This window comes from Stenotrophomonas sp. PA-6-5C, from assembly GCF_021605635.1.
Taxonomy (GTDB): Bacteria; Pseudomonadota; Gammaproteobacteria; order Xanthomonadales; family Xanthomonadaceae; genus Stenotrophomonas; species Stenotrophomonas lactitubi.
Window position 1 is genome coordinate 37,379 of record NZ_WKEE01000039.1, and the last position, 13,376, is coordinate 50,754.

The 13,376-nt window shown below is 65.9% G+C and carries 23 protein-coding genes and 1 tRNA gene; 16 read left to right on the forward strand and 8 right to left on the reverse strand.

Going from position 1 to position 13,376, the window contains the following annotated elements; genetic code table 11:
• Window positions 1–26 precede the first annotated feature (26 nt).
• The 9 genes from rpmI (at window position 27) to GIW57_RS16275 (ending at window position 5,733) form a co-directional block, all read left to right on the forward strand.
• On the forward strand, window positions 27–224 hold the full coding sequence (gene rpmI / locus GIW57_RS16235; protein WP_002811096.1) for a 50S ribosomal protein L35: 198 nt from the start codon (window positions 27–29) through the stop codon (window positions 222–224).
• An 11-nt stretch (window positions 225–235) separates the two neighbouring features.
• Window positions 236–595: a 50S ribosomal protein L20 gene (gene rplT, locus GIW57_RS16240; protein WP_005410435.1), complete on the forward strand. Its 360-nt coding sequence runs from the start codon at window positions 236–238 to the stop codon at window positions 593–595.
• 194 nt (window positions 596–789) lie between these two features.
• Entirely contained in the window at window positions 790–1,785 is a 996-nt protein-coding gene (gene pheS, locus GIW57_RS16245) for a phenylalanine--tRNA ligase subunit alpha (protein WP_100460930.1), read from the forward strand.
• Between the two features lie 86 nt (window positions 1,786–1,871).
• On the forward strand, window positions 1,872–4,268 hold the full coding sequence (gene pheT, locus GIW57_RS16250; RefSeq protein ID WP_236511944.1) for a phenylalanine--tRNA ligase subunit beta: 2,397 nt from the start codon (window positions 1,872–1,874) through the stop codon (window positions 4,266–4,268).
• A 27-nt stretch (window positions 4,269–4,295) separates the two neighbouring features.
• Window positions 4,296–4,595: an integration host factor subunit alpha gene (locus GIW57_RS16255; protein ID WP_005410432.1), complete on the forward strand. Its 300-nt coding sequence runs from the start codon at window positions 4,296–4,298 to the stop codon at window positions 4,593–4,595.
• A complete protein-coding gene (locus GIW57_RS16260) occupies window positions 4,576–4,932 on the forward strand; it encodes a MerR family transcriptional regulator (protein ID WP_005410431.1) in 357 nt (118 codons plus the stop codon). The genes GIW57_RS16255 and GIW57_RS16260 overlap by 20 nt, the downstream gene beginning before the upstream one ends.
• A 67-nt stretch (window positions 4,933–4,999) precedes the next feature.
• Window positions 5,000–5,076: transfer RNA gene (locus GIW57_RS16265), tRNA-Pro, on the forward strand.
• A gap of 118 nt (window positions 5,077–5,194) precedes the next feature.
• Window positions 5,195–5,398 (forward strand): hypothetical protein, encoded by a 204-nt coding sequence (locus GIW57_RS16270; protein ID WP_100460897.1) that lies wholly within the window; start codon window positions 5,195–5,197, stop codon window positions 5,396–5,398.
• A complete protein-coding gene (locus tag GIW57_RS16275) occupies window positions 5,392–5,733 on the forward strand; it encodes a phosphotyrosine protein phosphatase (protein WP_236511946.1) in 342 nt (113 codons plus the stop codon). The genes GIW57_RS16270 and GIW57_RS16275 overlap by 7 nt, the downstream gene beginning before the upstream one ends.
• Here GIW57_RS16275 and GIW57_RS16280 read toward each other — a convergent pair.
• Window positions 5,703–6,092, reverse strand: a complete 390-nt coding sequence (locus GIW57_RS16280; protein WP_236511952.1) for a GNAT family N-acetyltransferase — start codon at window positions 6,090–6,092, stop codon at window positions 5,703–5,705. The genes GIW57_RS16275 and GIW57_RS16280 overlap by 31 nt on opposite strands.
• Between GIW57_RS16280 and GIW57_RS23795 the strand changes: the two genes are divergently transcribed.
• Window positions 6,015–6,227 (forward strand): hypothetical protein, encoded by a 213-nt coding sequence (locus GIW57_RS23795; protein WP_236511954.1) that lies wholly within the window; start codon window positions 6,015–6,017, stop codon window positions 6,225–6,227. The two genes, GIW57_RS16280 and GIW57_RS23795, sit on opposite strands and share 78 nt — an antisense overlap.
• Window positions 6,228–6,267: 40 nt before the next feature.
• Here the strand turns inward: GIW57_RS23795 and GIW57_RS16290 are convergent, their stop codons facing one another.
• Window positions 6,268–6,777 carry a DUF3011 domain-containing protein gene (locus GIW57_RS16290; protein ID WP_100460895.1) on the reverse strand — a complete coding sequence of 170 codons (510 nt, stop codon included), beginning with the start codon at window positions 6,775–6,777 and terminating at the stop codon, window positions 6,268–6,270.
• Between the two features lie 273 nt (window positions 6,778–7,050).
• Here GIW57_RS16290 and GIW57_RS16295 point away from each other — a divergent pair, with 273 nt between their 5' ends.
• On the forward strand, window positions 7,051–7,419 hold the full coding sequence (locus GIW57_RS16295; RefSeq protein WP_236511948.1) for a hypothetical protein: 369 nt from the start codon (window positions 7,051–7,053) through the stop codon (window positions 7,417–7,419).
• A gap of 21 nt (window positions 7,420–7,440) precedes the next feature.
• Here the strand turns inward: GIW57_RS16295 and GIW57_RS16300 are convergent, their stop codons facing one another.
• Window positions 7,441–8,133 carry an aspartate/glutamate racemase family protein gene (locus GIW57_RS16300; RefSeq protein ID WP_100460891.1) on the reverse strand — a complete coding sequence of 231 codons (693 nt, stop codon included), beginning with the start codon at window positions 8,131–8,133 and terminating at the stop codon, window positions 7,441–7,443.
• 160 nt (window positions 8,134–8,293) lie between these two features.
• Here GIW57_RS16300 and GIW57_RS16305 point away from each other — a divergent pair, with 160 nt between their 5' ends.
• From GIW57_RS16305 to GIW57_RS16315, 3 genes are all read left to right on the forward strand, one after another.
• Window positions 8,294–8,926, forward strand: coding sequence for a cation transporter (locus tag GIW57_RS16305; RefSeq protein ID WP_100460889.1), 633 nt, complete (start codon window positions 8,294–8,296; stop codon window positions 8,924–8,926).
• A gap of 99 nt (window positions 8,927–9,025) precedes the next feature.
• Window positions 9,026–9,664, forward strand: coding sequence for a LysE family translocator (locus tag GIW57_RS16310; protein ID WP_099819122.1), 639 nt, complete (start codon window positions 9,026–9,028; stop codon window positions 9,662–9,664).
• 104 nt (window positions 9,665–9,768) lie between these two features.
• Entirely contained in the window at window positions 9,769–9,942 is a 174-nt protein-coding gene (locus GIW57_RS16315; RefSeq protein ID WP_025876319.1) for a DUF1328 domain-containing protein, read from the forward strand.
• 25 nt (window positions 9,943–9,967) lie between these two features.
• Here the strand turns inward: GIW57_RS16315 and GIW57_RS16320 are convergent, their stop codons facing one another.
• The 5 genes from GIW57_RS16320 to GIW57_RS16340 all read right to left on the reverse strand — a co-directional run bounded on the left by GIW57_RS16320 (window position 9,968) and on the right by GIW57_RS16340 (window position 12,299).
• Complete coding sequence (locus GIW57_RS16320) at window positions 9,968–10,300, reverse strand: SMR family transporter (protein ID WP_089236273.1); 333 nt, start codon at window positions 10,298–10,300, stop codon at window positions 9,968–9,970.
• A gap of 13 nt (window positions 10,301–10,313) precedes the next feature.
• Entirely contained in the window at window positions 10,314–10,886 is a 573-nt protein-coding gene (locus GIW57_RS16325) for a TetR/AcrR family transcriptional regulator (protein ID WP_100460887.1), read from the reverse strand.
• A gap of 77 nt (window positions 10,887–10,963) precedes the next feature.
• Window positions 10,964–11,719: a transporter gene (locus GIW57_RS16330; RefSeq protein WP_100460885.1), complete on the reverse strand. Its 756-nt coding sequence runs from the start codon at window positions 11,717–11,719 to the stop codon at window positions 10,964–10,966.
• Between the two features lie 70 nt (window positions 11,720–11,789).
• Window positions 11,790–12,023 (reverse strand): DUF1653 domain-containing protein, encoded by a 234-nt coding sequence (locus GIW57_RS16335; RefSeq protein WP_100460883.1) that lies wholly within the window; start codon window positions 12,021–12,023, stop codon window positions 11,790–11,792.
• Between the two features lie 12 nt (window positions 12,024–12,035).
• Window positions 12,036–12,299 (reverse strand): hypothetical protein, encoded by a 264-nt coding sequence (locus GIW57_RS16340; RefSeq protein ID WP_236511950.1) that lies wholly within the window; start codon window positions 12,297–12,299, stop codon window positions 12,036–12,038.
• A 416-nt stretch (window positions 12,300–12,715) separates the two neighbouring features.
• On the opposite strand from GIW57_RS16340, the gene GIW57_RS16345 reads away from it, so the two are divergent.
• Both GIW57_RS16345 and GIW57_RS16350 read left to right on the forward strand, forming a co-directional pair.
• Window positions 12,716–12,922: a hypothetical protein gene (locus GIW57_RS16345; RefSeq protein WP_100460879.1), complete on the forward strand. Its 207-nt coding sequence runs from the start codon at window positions 12,716–12,718 to the stop codon at window positions 12,920–12,922.
• Window positions 12,923–13,058: 136 nt separating this feature from the next.
• Window positions 13,059–13,376: DUF3011 domain-containing protein (locus tag GIW57_RS16350; protein WP_230116083.1), on the forward strand; the 318-nt coding region annotated here is incomplete at its 3' end.

The window sequence follows — 13,376 nt, forward strand, 5'->3', positions numbered from 1 at the left end:
GGTCATATCCCATCAAGGACATTGCAATGCCCAAGATCAAGACCAACCGGGCGGCGGCCAAGCGTTTCCGCAAGACCGCCTCGGGCAAGTACAAGTGCGGCCACGCCAACCGTAGCCACATCCTCACGAAGAAAGCGACCAAGCGTAAGCGTAACCTGCGTCAGACGAATCACGTCCGCGCAGAAGACGCAGGCCGTCTGGACCGCATGCTCCCTTACCTCTGAGGAACTGAAAAATGGCACGAGTTAAGCGTGGCGTACAGGCGCGTCGCCGCCACAAGAAAATCCTTGATCTGGCGAAGGGCTACTACAATGCCCGTCGCAAGGTCTTCCGCGTCGCCAAGCAGGCGGTCATCAAGGCACAGCAGTACGCCTACATCGGCCGTAAGCAGAAGAAGCGCAACTTCCGTTCGCTGTGGATCACCCGCATCAACGCGGCTGCCCGCATCAACGGCCTGAGCTACAGCCGTTTCATGAACGGCCTGCTGAAGGCTGGCATCACCCTGGACCGCAAGGTTCTGGCTGACATCGCCGTGCACGACGCAGCTGGCTTTGCTGCACTGGCCGAAAAGGCCAAGGGCGCACTGGCGGCATAAGTCCTTCCCGATGCCGTTGCCGTTCACGGAGAACGGTGTCAGGTAGAGGCAATGCATGGGGAAGGGCGCAAGTCCTTCCCCATTCTTTTTTGTGCCGGGCGCAGCCGTGCAGAAGGCGGGCGACCGGCAAGCGGTTGCGACGGCGCGGCCCTTCGTGCATCGCGATGGCAGACCGACTGGAGTTCCGGCTACCCATGAGCGACATCCAATCCCTCACTTCCCAGGCGCTGGCCGATGTGGCCGCCGCGCAGAGCCCGGACGCGCTGGAACAGCTGCGCGTGGCCCTGCTTGGCAAGAGCGGCAGCATCACCTCGCAGCTCAAGCAGCTCGGTGCGCTGCCGGCCGACGAACGCAAGGCGGCCGGTGAGGCCATCAACCAGGCCCGCGATGCGCTGAGCAGCGCGCTGGGCGAGCGCAAGGCGGTGCTGGAAGACGCTGCGCTGGACGCGCGCCTGTCCGCCGAGGCGATCGACATCACGCTGCCGGGCCGCAGCGGCGAACGCGCCGGCCTGCACCCGATCACCCGCACCCTCGAGCGCATCACCGGCATCTTCGGCCGGCTGGGCTATGAGTTGTCCGAAGGGCCGGAGATCGAGGACGACTGGCACAACTTCGAGGCGCTGAACTTCCCGCCGCACCATCCGGCGCGCGCCATGCATGACACCTTCTACTTCGGTGACGGTCGCCTGCTGCGCACGCATACCTCCGGTGTGCAGGTGCGCTACATGGGCGAACACCAGCCGCCGCTGCGCATGATCGCCGCCGGCAAGGTCTATCGCAGCGACAGCGACCAGACCCATTCGCCGATGTTCCACCAGGTCGAAGGCCTGCTGGTTGACGAGCACTCGACCTTTGCCGATCTGAAGGGCACGTTGTCCGAGTTCGTGCGCGCGTTCTTCGAGCGTGATTTCGAGATGCGTTTCCGCCCCAGCTACTTCCCCTTCGTCGAACCCGGCGCGGAAGTGGACATCGCCTGGCAGCAGCCCGATGGCAGCACCCGCTGGCTGGAAGTGCTTGGCTGCGGCATGGTTCACCCGAACGTGCTGCGCAACGTCGGCATCGATCCGGAGCGCTACACCGGCTTTGCCTTCGGCCTGGGCGTGGAACGTTTTGCGATGCTGCGCTACGGCGTCAACGACCTGCGCGCGTTCTTCGAGAACGACGTGCGGTTCCTGAAGCAGTTCGCATAAGCCACAACCATGTCGTGCCGGGCCAAGCCCGGCTGCACTTGAATCCGTAGCCCAGGCGCATGCGCCGGGCCCACCAGGGTGACCCCATGAAATTCTCCGAAAACTGGCTGCGCAGCCACGTTCCCACCACTGCCTCGCGCGACGAGCTGAGCGCGGTGCTGACCGCCATCGGCTTGGAAGTGGAAGAGGTGACCGCGCTTGGCGATGGCCTGCAGCAGGTGGTCGTCGCGCGTATCGTCGAAGCCGAACGCCATCCCGAAGCCGACCGCCTGCAGGTGTGCAAGGTTGATGCGGGGCAGGCCGAGCTGCTGCAGATCGTCTGTGGTGCGCCGAATGCGCGCCCGGGCCTGGTCGCGCCGCTGGCGATGGTCGGTGCGCAGATCGGTGAATTGAAGATCAAGCCGGCCAAGCTGCGCGGCGTCGAATCCAACGGCATGCTGTGCTCGGCCAAGGAGCTGGGCCTGGACAACGATGCCTCCGGCCTGCTGGAACTGCCGGACGACGCGCCGGTCGGGCAGACCCTGGTGGAGTACCTCGGCCTCCCGGACGCCAGCATCGAGATCAAGCTGACCCCCAACCGCGCCGACTGCTTCAGCATCCGCGGCATCGCCTATGACGTTGCTGCAGCCACGCGCAGCGAAGTACTGGATTTCATCGCAGAGCCGATCGCTGCCCACGGCAGCCGCGAGCTGGCAATCCAGCTCGATGCCGGTGCCGAAGCACCGCGCTATCTCGGTCGTGTCATCGAAGGTGTCAACGCCGCGGCGAAGACTCCGTTGTGGATGGCCGAGCGCCTGCGCCGCAGTGGCGTGCGCCCGGTATCGCTGCTGGTCGACATCACCCAGTACGTGATGCTGGAGCTGGGCCAGCCGATGCACGCCTACGATCTGGGCACGCTGCACGGCACGATCGGTGTGCGTCGTTCGCGCACCGGTGAAAGCCTGAAGCTGCTGGACGGTCGTGATGCCGCGTTGGACGACAGTTTCCTGGTGGTCACCGATGCTGATCGGGCCGTCGGCCTGGCCGGCCTGATGGGCGGCTTCGATACGCGCGTTACCGATGCCACCACTGCCGTGTTCCTGGAAGCGGCGCACTTTGCGCCGGCCGCGATCATGGGCCGCGGCCGCAAGCTGGGCCTGCATACCGATGCCGGCCACCGCTTCGAGCGTGGCGTCGACCCGGCGCTGCCGCGTACCGCCATCGAATACGCCACCCGCCTGGTGCTGGACCTGGCCGGTGGTACCCCGGCGCCGGTGACCGAGGCGGTGAACGCGGCCGACCTGCCGCAGCCGGCCACGATCCTGCTGCGCCGCGCACGCATCACCCGCGTGCTGGGCATCACCATCGAAGACGCCGAAGTCGAGCGCATCCTGCGCGCGCTGGGCATGCAGGTGGCGATCGCTGGCGAAGGCTGGCAGGTCACTGCACCGAGCCGCCGGTTCGACATCGCCATCGAAGAAGACCTGATCGAGGAGCTGGCCCGGATCCACGGTTACGAGCAGATCCCGACCACGCTGCCGGGTGGTGCTTCGCGTGTTGCGATGCCGACCGAGACGCAGTTGGACACGCTCAGCGTGCGCCGCCAGCTGGTTGCCCGCGACCTGCAGGAAACCGTCAACTTCGCCTTCGTCGACGATGCACTGCTGAGCCAGTGGCAGCTGCGCGACAACCTGGTGCCGCTGGCCAACCCGCTGTCGGCCGAGCTGGCAGTGATGCGTCCGGCGCTGCTGCCGGGCCTGGTCGCCACCTTGGGCCGCAATGCCGCCCGCCAGCTGGGCCGCGTGCGCCTGTTCGAAATCGGCCGCGTGTTCGCCCAGCAGGCCGGAGACGCGTCGCTCGGCGAAAGCCGACCGGCGCCGCTGGAAACCTCGCGCGTGGCCGCTGCGGTCTGCGGTGACGCGCAGGCGGTGCAGTGGGGCCTGCCGACCCGCAAGGTCGATTTCCATGACCTGAAGGGCGACCTGGAATCGCTGGCCGCGGCCAGTGGCGCGGTGCTGGAGTTCCGCCCGTCCAGCCGTGCCTACGGCCATCCGGTGCGTTCGGCCGAGGTGTTCCGCGACGGCCTGGCGATCGGCTGGATCGGTCAGATCCACCCGCGCCTGGCCAAGGCGATGGACATCGATGTGGACGTGTACGCCTTCGAGCTGGATCTTGAAGCGCTGTCCGCCCGTGCGCTGCCGCGCGCCGGTGAACTGTCGCGCTACCCGGCGGTGCGCCGCGACCTGGCCTTCCTGGTGCCTGAACAGGTCGCCTGGAGTGACCTGGCCGCGACCATCCGCCAGGCTGCCGGCCCGCTGCTGCGCGAGCTGAACCTGTTCGACCGCTATGTTGGCCAGGGCGTCGAGCCGGGATTCAAGAGTCTCGCTATGGGCTTGATTTTGCAGGACAAGTCGCGCACTCTGACGGACCGCGACGTGGAAGCGGTAGTGGCCGAGGCGGTCACTGCCATCGAGCGTGAACACCACGCCCGGATCCGCGGCTGAGCGGGCAGCACTCGGGGGTAGCAGGCAATGGCATTGACCAAGGCGGAGATGGCGGAAAAGCTGTTCGACGAAGTCGGTCTGAACAAGCGGGAAGCCAAGGAATTCGTCGACGCGTTCTTCGATGTGCTGCGTGAAGCATTGGAACAGGGACGTCAGGTGAAGCTGTCGGGCTTTGGCAATTTCGACCTGCGGCGCAAGAACCAGCGCCCGGGTCGCAACCCCAAGACCGGCGAGGAAATTCCGATTTCCGCCCGTACGGTGGTTACCTTCCGTCCGGGCCAGAAGCTCAAGGAGAGGGTGGAAGCTTATGCTGGATCCGGGCAGTAACCGCGAACTTCCGCCGATTCCGGCCAAGCGCTACTTCACCATCGGTGAAGTCAGCGAACTGTGCGACGTCAAGCCGCACGTGCTGCGCTACTGGGAAACCGAGTTTCCCAGTCTCGAGCCGGCCAAGCGCCGTGGCAACCGTCGTTACTACCAGCGCCACGACGTGCTGATGGTGCGGCAGATCCGCAGCCTGTTGTACGAACAGGGCTACACCATCGGTGGCGCGCGCCTGCGCCTGGATGGTCCGGATGCGCGCGAGGAATCGGCCTTGAGCAACCAGATCATCAAGCAGGTGCGGATGGAACTGGAAGAAGTGCTGCAACTGCTGCGTCGCTGACCCATTTCCGCCGTAATCCGCTATACTTCACGGCCCGCCGCACTGGCGGGAACATCGCAGCATCAGTCGGGGCGTAGCGCAGCCTGGTAGCGCATCTGCCTGGGGGGCAGAGGGTCGTCGGTTCGAATCCGGCCGTCCCGACCACTGTGATGTAACAGACAAGCCTGCGCAGCGATGCGTGGGCTTTTTTGTTGCGGCGTTGTATCCTGCGCGCACTCGTACTACCGCGGCTGCTGAACCCGGTACCCACGAGAACACGATCATGGAAACGCAAAGGAACCGCGCCTGGAGGCGCTCGCAGTCGCGCCATCACGGCGGCGACCACACGGCACCCGTGCCGATCTTCAAGCCGGAAAAGAACTGGAAGCTGATGTATACGCGTGGCGACAAGCTGCTGCGGGCGCGCCAGCTGGGTTTCACCTATCCGGTCCTCAGCCCGCGGCAACTGCTGGATCAGGAATGTTGAACCTGTTGTTTGTCTGCAGCCGCAACCAGCTGCGCAGCCCCACCGCCGAAGCGATGTGGCAGCGCCGGCCTGGTATCAGTGCGCGCTCGGCCGGCACCAGCCCGCACGCGCGCCGGCCGATCAGCCCAGCGGATATCCGCTGGGCTGATGTCATCTTCGTGATGGAGCCCAAGCACCAGCACCGGTTGCAGGCGAATTTCGCGCGCCTGCTTGAACATACGCCGCTGCACTGCCTGGATATCCCCGACGACTATCGCTGCATGGCTCCGGCGTTGATGGCGCTGCTGGAAGCGAAGGTCGCGCCTTACCTCACATCGTCAGTGGCGAAGCGGTAGATGAGCTCCGGGTCGCCTTCGTCGAGGCCGTGCACGATCCCGCACTGCACGAAGCCAGTGGCTGTCAGCAGCCGCTGCATGCTGGCATTGGACTGGTTGGTCGAGGTGAAAAGCCGGGTGCCCGCGCTGATCGACGTGGCATGCAGAAGCAACGCACGGCCGATGCCGTGTCTGCGCAGCGGCGGGGCCACCATCAGCATCTCGATGAAGGCCTCACCGAAGAAGTGCCGATGTTGGACCCGGTAGCCGGCCAGCGTGCCATCGAGCTCGGCAACGTGCATGTGGCCGTCCGCCAGCCACTGGCCGATCTGCGCGGCACGGCGTGGGTCATCGGCCGCAATGCTATCGAGGGCGATCAGTGCCGGAAGATCCGTGCACTCGGCCGCGCGTATCCGAAGTGCTGGAGCCTGCCGGGTCATCGCGGACGGCTGCGCAGCAGCAAGGACATCATCGTTGCCCGATACCAGCGTTCCATGCGGTGTTTCCTGCTGTGAGAGCCTCATTCTAGCGAGGATGGGTGCGCAGCCAGCGCACTCAGTAGACGCGGAATTCGGCGCGGCAGCCGTCGCTGACCCATACGCCGCGTCGGTCCCAGCCCCAGTTGCGGTCCTCGGTGCAGGTGGTGACCGACTTCTGCTTGACCAGCCGCACGTCATGACGGACGCGGATGCGGCACTGTTTCTCCTTGTTTTCGTAGGATTCGCAGACCAGGCGCTCGCCATCGCGATCACGGTCCCGGTCACGCCCGGGCCAACGGCCTCGCCCACGCTCTTCGGCGACGAATTCGGCGCGACAGCCATCGGTAACCCACAGCATGCCGCGGCGCTGTCCCCAGTTGTCGTCTTCCACGCATCGCGTCACCGACAGCTGCCGCGCCAGTCGCGCGCGTCCTTCGAACGGGCACTGCTGGGTCTTGTTGAAATGTGATTCGCAGGTCGTGCGCGGCGATGACTCGCTGTCGTAATCCTGGGCCGAGACGGTGGTTGCGGCCAGCAGCAGGGCAAGCGCAGAACCGCCCAGGGGCAGCAGCAGGCGAAGGCTCATTGAAACCTCGGGTTGGGAATGGGACGCAAGAATGGCGCACGTGCGGCGCTCTGCGACGACCGGGGCCCGCGCTGGCTCAGGACGGATTTATAAGTGTCCGGCAGCGCATGCAGGGCGTTACATCCCGTATCATCCCCGGCACATCCGATTGCATCGGTTTACAGTTTTTTACACGTTCCAGCGCTTTCGAATGCGACCTTCGGGCCTCGCCCGTGGCTGCTGGCGCGGGTGCGGACAAGGATGTGCGGACCACGACGACCACAGGGGGTTGCGTTGATCAGCAGTATCGTCATTCATCGGTCGGCCGGCACGGGCGCGGTCGAAGTGCAGGTCCTGGACACGACGTTCAAGGGCAAGCGTGTTTTTGTTGCCTGGGGCCTGCGTGGCCTGGAATTGACCCGCGAAGCCGAGCCGGAAGATACGGCCGCGGCCCGGCGTGCCCTGCGGCTGGTTTCCCGCCAGGCCGACGGACCGCGCAGCAGTGAGATTTTCATCGCCAGCCAATTTGGCGTGGCGATCAGCGTCTACCGGATGCTGACCGAAGCCCGCAGCGGCGACGCCGTGTTCTTCCTGTGCGATTCGCCAGCGGTGGTGGAATGGCTGGTCACTTCGCTGGAAGTGCAGCCCGAACCGACTGCGTGACCGGGTGCACGGCGATGTGCGTCATGCCAACGCCGCGTCCACCGCCGCGCGCGCATGCAGGGTCGTGGTGTCGAACAGCGGCACCGGGCTGTCTTCGGTACGTACCAGCAGCATGATCTCGGTACAGCCCAGGATGATCGCTTCGGCACCGCGGGCAACCAGGCGTTCGATCACCTCGACGTACACCTGCCGTGATCGCTCGCTGACCACGCCGGCGATCAACTCCTGGTAGATGATCGCGTGCACATCGCGGCGGTCGTCGGCCTCCGGAACCAGTACGTCCAGGCCGAAGCGCTCGCTCAGCCTGCCGCGGTAGAAGTCTTCCTCCATGGTGAAGGCCGTGCCGAGCAGGCCCACACGCTGCAGACCGGCCTGCACGATCGCCGTGGCGGTCGGGTCGGCGATGTGCAGCAGGGGCAGCGGGCAGGCCGCCTCGATCTCACCAGCGAGCTTGTGCATGGTGTTGGTACAGATCAGCAGCAGTTCGGCGCCACCGGCCTGCAGCCGCTGGGCCGCATCGACCATCCCGTTGCCCAGGGCCTCCCAGTCGCCGTCGTGCTGAAGCTGCTTGATGCGGGCGAAATCCAGCGACCACATCAGCAGCTGCGCCGAGTGCGCGCCGCCCAGCCGCGCGCGTACCTCTTCATTGATGAGGCGGTAGTACTGCGCCGAACTTTCCCAGCTCATGCCACCGATCAGGCCAAGCGTCTTCATGCGTGTCTCCGTGCCGGGGAGGGCCATTGCAGCACAACCGGGGCCAGGCTGCTGCGTGCGAGCTTGGCCGGGGCGCACAATTGCAGATGGGCCCGTCGCAACCGCTGCCGACACGCCTGATCGGCGCGATAATAGGCCACGACAGGCAGAGGGCAGGGCGATGGGCGAATGCTGTGGCTGCGGCAAGACGCTGGATGTGGCAGCCATGCAGGCGCGCCACCGGCGGGTGCTGTGGATCGTGCTGCTGATCAACCTGGCGACCTTCCTGATGATGGTCGGCGCGTCGTGGTACAGCCACTCGTCCTCGCTGCTCTCCGGTGCGCTGGACAACCTGGGTGACGCGGCCACCTACCTGCTGAGCCTCCTGGTGGTGGGTGCCGGCGTGGCGGCCAAGGCGCGGGTAGCGCTGTTCAAGGGCGTGCTGATCCTGGCGGCGGCGGTGGCAGTGGCGGTACAGATCGGATGGCGGCTGGCGCATCCGCAGGTTCCCCTGTTCGAAAGCATGGGCCTGGCCGCGCTGCTGAACCTGGCCGCGAACGGTTTCTGCCTGTGGTTGCTGACGCCCTATCGCAATGACGACGTGAACCTGGCATCGGCCTGGGAATGCGCGCGCAACGATATCTTCGAGGGCATTTCGGTGGTGCTGGCGGCGGGGCTGGTGGCGCTGTTCGGTGCCGGTTGGCCGGACCTGCTGGTCGCGGTCGCACTGCTGGTCGTGTTCCTGCGCTCGGCGCTGCGGGTGCTGCGCATCGCGATGGCCGAGCTGCGTGCGTCGCGCGTTGCCAGCGGCTGAGCCGCAGCAGCTGTAACCGTCGAATCGACCCTGGACTGTGCATGGTGGTGACAGCCGCTGCGCACTATCCTTGCAGGGATTATTCCGGTGGACGAAGTGATGGCCCTGCATACCTGGTGGTGGTTCCTGGCGACAGTGTTCGTGCTGTGCGGCACGCCGGGTCCGAACATGCTGCACATCCTGGGGCGCAGCGTCGGCCTGGGCTTCCGTCGCAGCGTGCCCGCCATGGCCGGTTGCCTGCTGGCGATGCTGCTGGTGCTTGCGGCGTCCGCGGCCGGCCTGAGCGCGGTGCTGCGCTCGTCGCCGATGCTGTTCGATGTGCTGCGCTATCTGGGTGTGGCCTACCTGGCCTGGTTGGGCATCAAGGCCTGGCGGGACAGCTGCCGGCAGGCGCCGGTGGCGACAGACGTCGATGCAGCGCTGGCGCCGGTGCATGGTGCCTGGGCAGTGTTCCGTGGTGGTCTGCTGGTGGGGCTGAGCAATCCCAAGCTGCTGCTGTTCGCCGCCGCGTTCCTGCCGCAGTTCGTCGACCCCGCGCGTGGCCAGGCCGTGCAGTACACGGTGCTGGTGGCCACCTTCGCTACCTGCGAACTGTTCTGGTACGTGATGTACGCGGCGGGTGGACATGGGCTGCGCCGTTGGCTGGCAAAGCCCTTTGCGCAACGCTGGTTCGAACGCCTGGTCGGCAGCGTGTTTCTCGCCTTCGCCGTGGCGCTGCTGCGCTTCCGGCCGCGCTGAGCCGGATCGTTTCACGCCGCGCCTGCGACCTGTTCACGCGTGTGGCATCGCGGCCTGCCTAACCTGATCGCACCTTCAGTATTCCCGTCAGGGAGAGGATCGACATGATCAAGTGGGCCATCATTTTCGCGATCATCGGCCTGATCGCCGGCGCGCTGGGTTTCGGCGGTATTGCCGGCGCCGCGGTGGGCATCGCCAAGTTCCTGTTCTGGGCCGGCATCATCATTGCCGTCGTGCTTTTCGTGCTCGGCATGACCGTCGCGAAGAAGGTTGCCTAGCCCGGCAGGTCGTGCAGCGGCGCGCTCAATGCGCGCTGCTGTGAGAGAACAGGTTGATGACCAGCACGCCGGCACAGATCAGGCCGATGCCGATCAGTGCTGGTGCATCCAGGCGCTGCTTGAACACCAGCAGGCCGATCAGCGAGATCAGCACGATGCCGACGCCGGACCAGATGGCATAGGCAATGCCGGTGGGGATCGACTTCATCGTCAGCGACAGCAGGTAGAAGCACACACCGTAACCGGCGAGCGCGCCCAGCGTGGGACCGAGGCGGGTCATGCCTTCCGACGCCTTGAGCAGGGAGGTGGCGATCACTTCCAGCACGATCGCGCCGGCCAGGTAGAAATAGGGGTTCATCGGAGTCTCCCGCTCATGCCGGTTCGCACAGCTTCAGTGCCTCCAGGGCCATGGCCTGGGCGTTCTGGCGTTCGTTTTCATCCAAGGGCCGCCCATAGGCGGTGGCCCAGTACCCATCGGCAACGCAACGCGCGGCGTACAGGCGCGGATCGCAGGCTTCATCCGGAAACTCGGCCAGCATGCCGCGCAGCCATGTGCGCCAGTACACCAGCAGCGCTGGCTCCAGCATGTTGCCCATGGTGAGCCCGATGTCGTTGATCTGTTCCTGCTGCAGCAGATGTTCGAAATTCACCTGCACGTAAGCACGGCTGAAGCCGCCATGGCGCGGCGCGGACTGCCGCAGCACCTCGCGGACCCTGTCCTCGAAGTCGGCAATGAGCGAGGTCAGCGTCGCCTCGATCAGGTCCTGCTTGCTGCCGAAATGATGGAACAGCGCGCCCTTGCTGACACCGGCCGCGTCGGCGACGTCCTGCACGGTGAGGGCCGCCAGCCCATTCTGGCCGATGGTATGGGCGGTCGCGTGCAGCAGCGCCTGGCGCACGCTGTCAGGCGCCTTGCGGCGGGAGCGGGGAGGGGATTCTGGCATGGGGGGACGAAACCGACTGGGCGGTATGGATTGTAGCGCGGGGGCGATGCGCCGACGCGCACGATCGGTTCAGCAGGTCACTGCAGATAGAACGCGATGCCGGTGCCGAGCTGCAGGTCAGGGCTGTTGCGATTGAGGCCGAGATCGAAAGAGGCGTCCAACTGCACGTTCGGCCGCAGCATCCAGGTCAGGCCTGCACCGGCGATGGCCTGGTCGGGTTGCTGCTTGGCGTGGGTGAAGCCGACTTCGAGATAGGTGCCCAGCCGCTCGGTCACGCTCAGCGCGAGACTTGGCGACCAGGTTGTGCTGCGCTGGCCTGCGCCGCGCTGGTGGCTGCCATACAGCGCACCGCTCCAGCGGTTGTTGAAGGTGTGATCGACGCTGGCGGCCAGCGCGTACTGGCGGCCGTCGCTGAAGGCGGCATCGCCACGCGCGATCACACCGCTGGCCAGCAGTGCCCAAGCCGTGCGTTCGGTACTGCCGGGCCCTGCCCATTTCACTCCGACGGTGCTGTCGCCGGCGCCGCGCTGCTGCGTGCGTGGCATGCCAGGGCCGCGTTCGCGCTGGCGCTGCCACGGCGTGGACGCCAGCTGCAGTTCCCAGCCCGGCGCCAACCCGGTGCGCAGCAACAGGTCGCTGGACAGCGATGTCGTACGCAGGCCGTCGCGATCACGATCGCGTTGATAGCTGGGCAGGCCCACTTCGACGGCAAGGCCGCCACGCGGCACCGTGTCAATGCCGAAGCCGATGCCGGGACGGTCGAAGCTTGGAGGTTCTGCGGCCAGCACCGGGGTGCTGGCCAGCGACAGGACGATCAACAGGGCGTGGCGCATGCGGGCTCCGTCTCGCAGTGATGCTCCAGCATGCGCGGCGATACCGTGCGCACGGCGTGAGCCGCGCCGCTCAGTCGCTGATGCGGGCGAAGCGTGCCTGCGGGCCGTGCTCGCCGGACACCTGTTCAATGAACATCGGATAGGGACGCACCCACAATCCGCCTTCACCGTACAGGGCGCGATAGAGCACCATCGGCTGCAGCGTTTCACTGCTGCGGACGATGTCGATCACCTCGTACTCGCCACCTTTGAAGTGGCGGTAGCGGCCAGGTGTCAGCGCGGGCAGTGGGGTCAGGTCAGTCATTGGCAGCACCCGTTACCTGCGCGCCGGCGTTGCCGGGGTAGCGCAGTAGGCATCGATGGCTTCGGCGGTGTTGGCAAGGCCCTGTGCCTGTGCCAGTTCCCACGGACGCTCGCAGCGCTGGCTGTGCTCGCACCACTGATAGCCGGCCGAACCGATGCAACCGTGCGCATCGCGGTCACCACCGACCACAGGTGGGATGGTGTCATGGGTGACCGGTTTTTCCGGGCTGGCACAGGCGGCCAGGGCCAGCAACGGGATCAGGAACAGGACTTTCATGGATGCGGCTCCGTGCCGTAAACCGACAGTTTGTTCGGTCCCCGCAGCACCGGCAAGCATTGCTGGCCAATCCTCAACTCAGCGATGCGCGGACCAGTTCCTCGATCAGTATCACGTAGCTGGCGGCGAAATAGAACTTCAGCAGCGTCGAACGCTGCAGTGGAAGCGAGGTGCGCATGTGGAAGGGGCCCCTGTTGATGACGATAGTGTGAAGCGCCGCTGACTCCGTGACAAGGGTCACGGAATGAGTTCCCTAAATGGCCTCAGGGATGTGATGGAGGGCGCTTTCTGAGGTGCCGGCAGGGAGTTTTCGGATAAATCCGATAGGTCTTCCCCGAGGCGCTGGCTAGGCTGGTCGGGTATCGGAGATCGGCCTTGCGCCGGTTCCGGATTCCCCAGAAACGCAGGAGCCCACCATGGTCATCACTGTCCAATGCACCGCCCAGCGCTGGTCCGTCCTGGATCCACAGACACGCGCGACCGAAGAGTTCAGCACCGGTGCGGCCGCCTTCGACGCCGCTGCCTCGCGGGCCAGCGAGCACCACCGCCGTACCGGCCAGCACAGCACCGTGCGCGTTGAAGCACTCGGCGCGGCGGTCGACGCGCTGCACTTCGGCCGCTGAGTCGCCGCAGCCGCAGCCGCAGTCAGTTGCGGTTGGGTTGGTTGAATGGGGGAAAAACCGCCGTCGCAGCTCCCTCTGTGCGCCACGCCGAGAATCCCCGATGCTTGCCTCCACCGTATTCACCTGGAGACGAGGGATGGGCAAGGGACTCACTTGGCGCACCGTGGCGTGCACCCTGTTGCCGATGATGGCTGCCGCTGGCGGCGTGCAGGCGCAGAACTATGGCTACGACGATCGCTACGATGATCGTGGCGGCAATGGCATCGTGCGCTGCGAATCGATCAAGAACCGCAGCAACGAGTGCCGGCTGGAAGGGCGCGCGCGCATGATCCGCCAGTTGTCCGGCTCCCCCTGTGTGGAAGGTGAGACCTGGGGCCAGTCCCGCTACGGAGTCTGGGTTACCCAGGGCTGCCGCGCCGAATTCGTCGGTGAATACCGGCGACCGGGCGGTGGC

Excerpts from the sequence above, each read along its gene's own strand:
- GIW57_RS16345 (WP_100460879.1), top strand. The coding sequence starts at position 12,716 with ATGGTCATCACTGTCCAATGCACCGCCCAGCGCTGGTCCGTCCTGGAT.
- GIW57_RS16305 (WP_100460889.1), top strand. The coding sequence starts at position 8,294 with ATGGGCGAATGCTGTGGCTGCGGCAAGACGCTGGATGTGGCAGCCATG.
- GIW57_RS16315 (WP_025876319.1), top strand. The coding sequence starts at position 9,769 with ATGATCAAGTGGGCCATCATTTTCGCGATCATCGGCCTGATCGCCGGC.
- GIW57_RS16270 (WP_100460897.1), top strand. The coding sequence starts at position 5,195 with ATGGAAACGCAAAGGAACCGCGCCTGGAGGCGCTCGCAGTCGCGCCAT.
- GIW57_RS16290 (WP_100460895.1), bottom strand. The coding sequence starts at position 6,777 with ATGAGCCTTCGCCTGCTGCTGCCCCTGGGCGGTTCTGCGCTTGCCCTG.
- rpmI (WP_002811096.1), top strand. The coding sequence starts at position 27 with ATGCCCAAGATCAAGACCAACCGGGCGGCGGCCAAGCGTTTCCGCAAG.
- GIW57_RS16320 (WP_089236273.1), bottom strand. The coding sequence starts at position 10,300 with ATGAACCCCTATTTCTACCTGGCCGGCGCGATCGTGCTGGAAGTGATC.
- pheS (WP_100460930.1), top strand. The coding sequence starts at position 790 with ATGAGCGACATCCAATCCCTCACTTCCCAGGCGCTGGCCGATGTGGCC.
- GIW57_RS16325 (WP_100460887.1), bottom strand. The coding sequence starts at position 10,886 with ATGCCAGAATCCCCTCCCCGCTCCCGCCGCAAGGCGCCTGACAGCGTG.
- GIW57_RS16330 (WP_100460885.1), bottom strand. The coding sequence starts at position 11,719 with ATGCGCCACGCCCTGTTGATCGTCCTGTCGCTGGCCAGCACCCCGGTG.
- pheT (WP_236511944.1), top strand. The coding sequence starts at position 1,872 with ATGAAATTCTCCGAAAACTGGCTGCGCAGCCACGTTCCCACCACTGCC.
- GIW57_RS16275 (WP_236511946.1), top strand. The coding sequence starts at position 5,392 with ATGTTGAACCTGTTGTTTGTCTGCAGCCGCAACCAGCTGCGCAGCCCC.
- GIW57_RS16310 (WP_099819122.1), top strand. The coding sequence starts at position 9,026 with ATGGCCCTGCATACCTGGTGGTGGTTCCTGGCGACAGTGTTCGTGCTG.
- rplT (WP_005410435.1), top strand. The coding sequence starts at position 236 with ATGGCACGAGTTAAGCGTGGCGTACAGGCGCGTCGCCGCCACAAGAAA.
- GIW57_RS16255 (WP_005410432.1), top strand. The coding sequence starts at position 4,296 with ATGGCATTGACCAAGGCGGAGATGGCGGAAAAGCTGTTCGACGAAGTC.
- GIW57_RS16340 (WP_236511950.1), bottom strand. The coding sequence starts at position 12,299 with ATGAAAGTCCTGTTCCTGATCCCGTTGCTGGCCCTGGCCGCCTGTGCC.
- GIW57_RS16260 (WP_005410431.1), top strand. The coding sequence starts at position 4,576 with ATGCTGGATCCGGGCAGTAACCGCGAACTTCCGCCGATTCCGGCCAAG.
- GIW57_RS16335 (WP_100460883.1), bottom strand. The coding sequence starts at position 12,023 with ATGACTGACCTGACCCCACTGCCCGCGCTGACACCTGGCCGCTACCGC.
- GIW57_RS16300 (WP_100460891.1), bottom strand. The coding sequence starts at position 8,133 with ATGAAGACGCTTGGCCTGATCGGTGGCATGAGCTGGGAAAGTTCGGCG.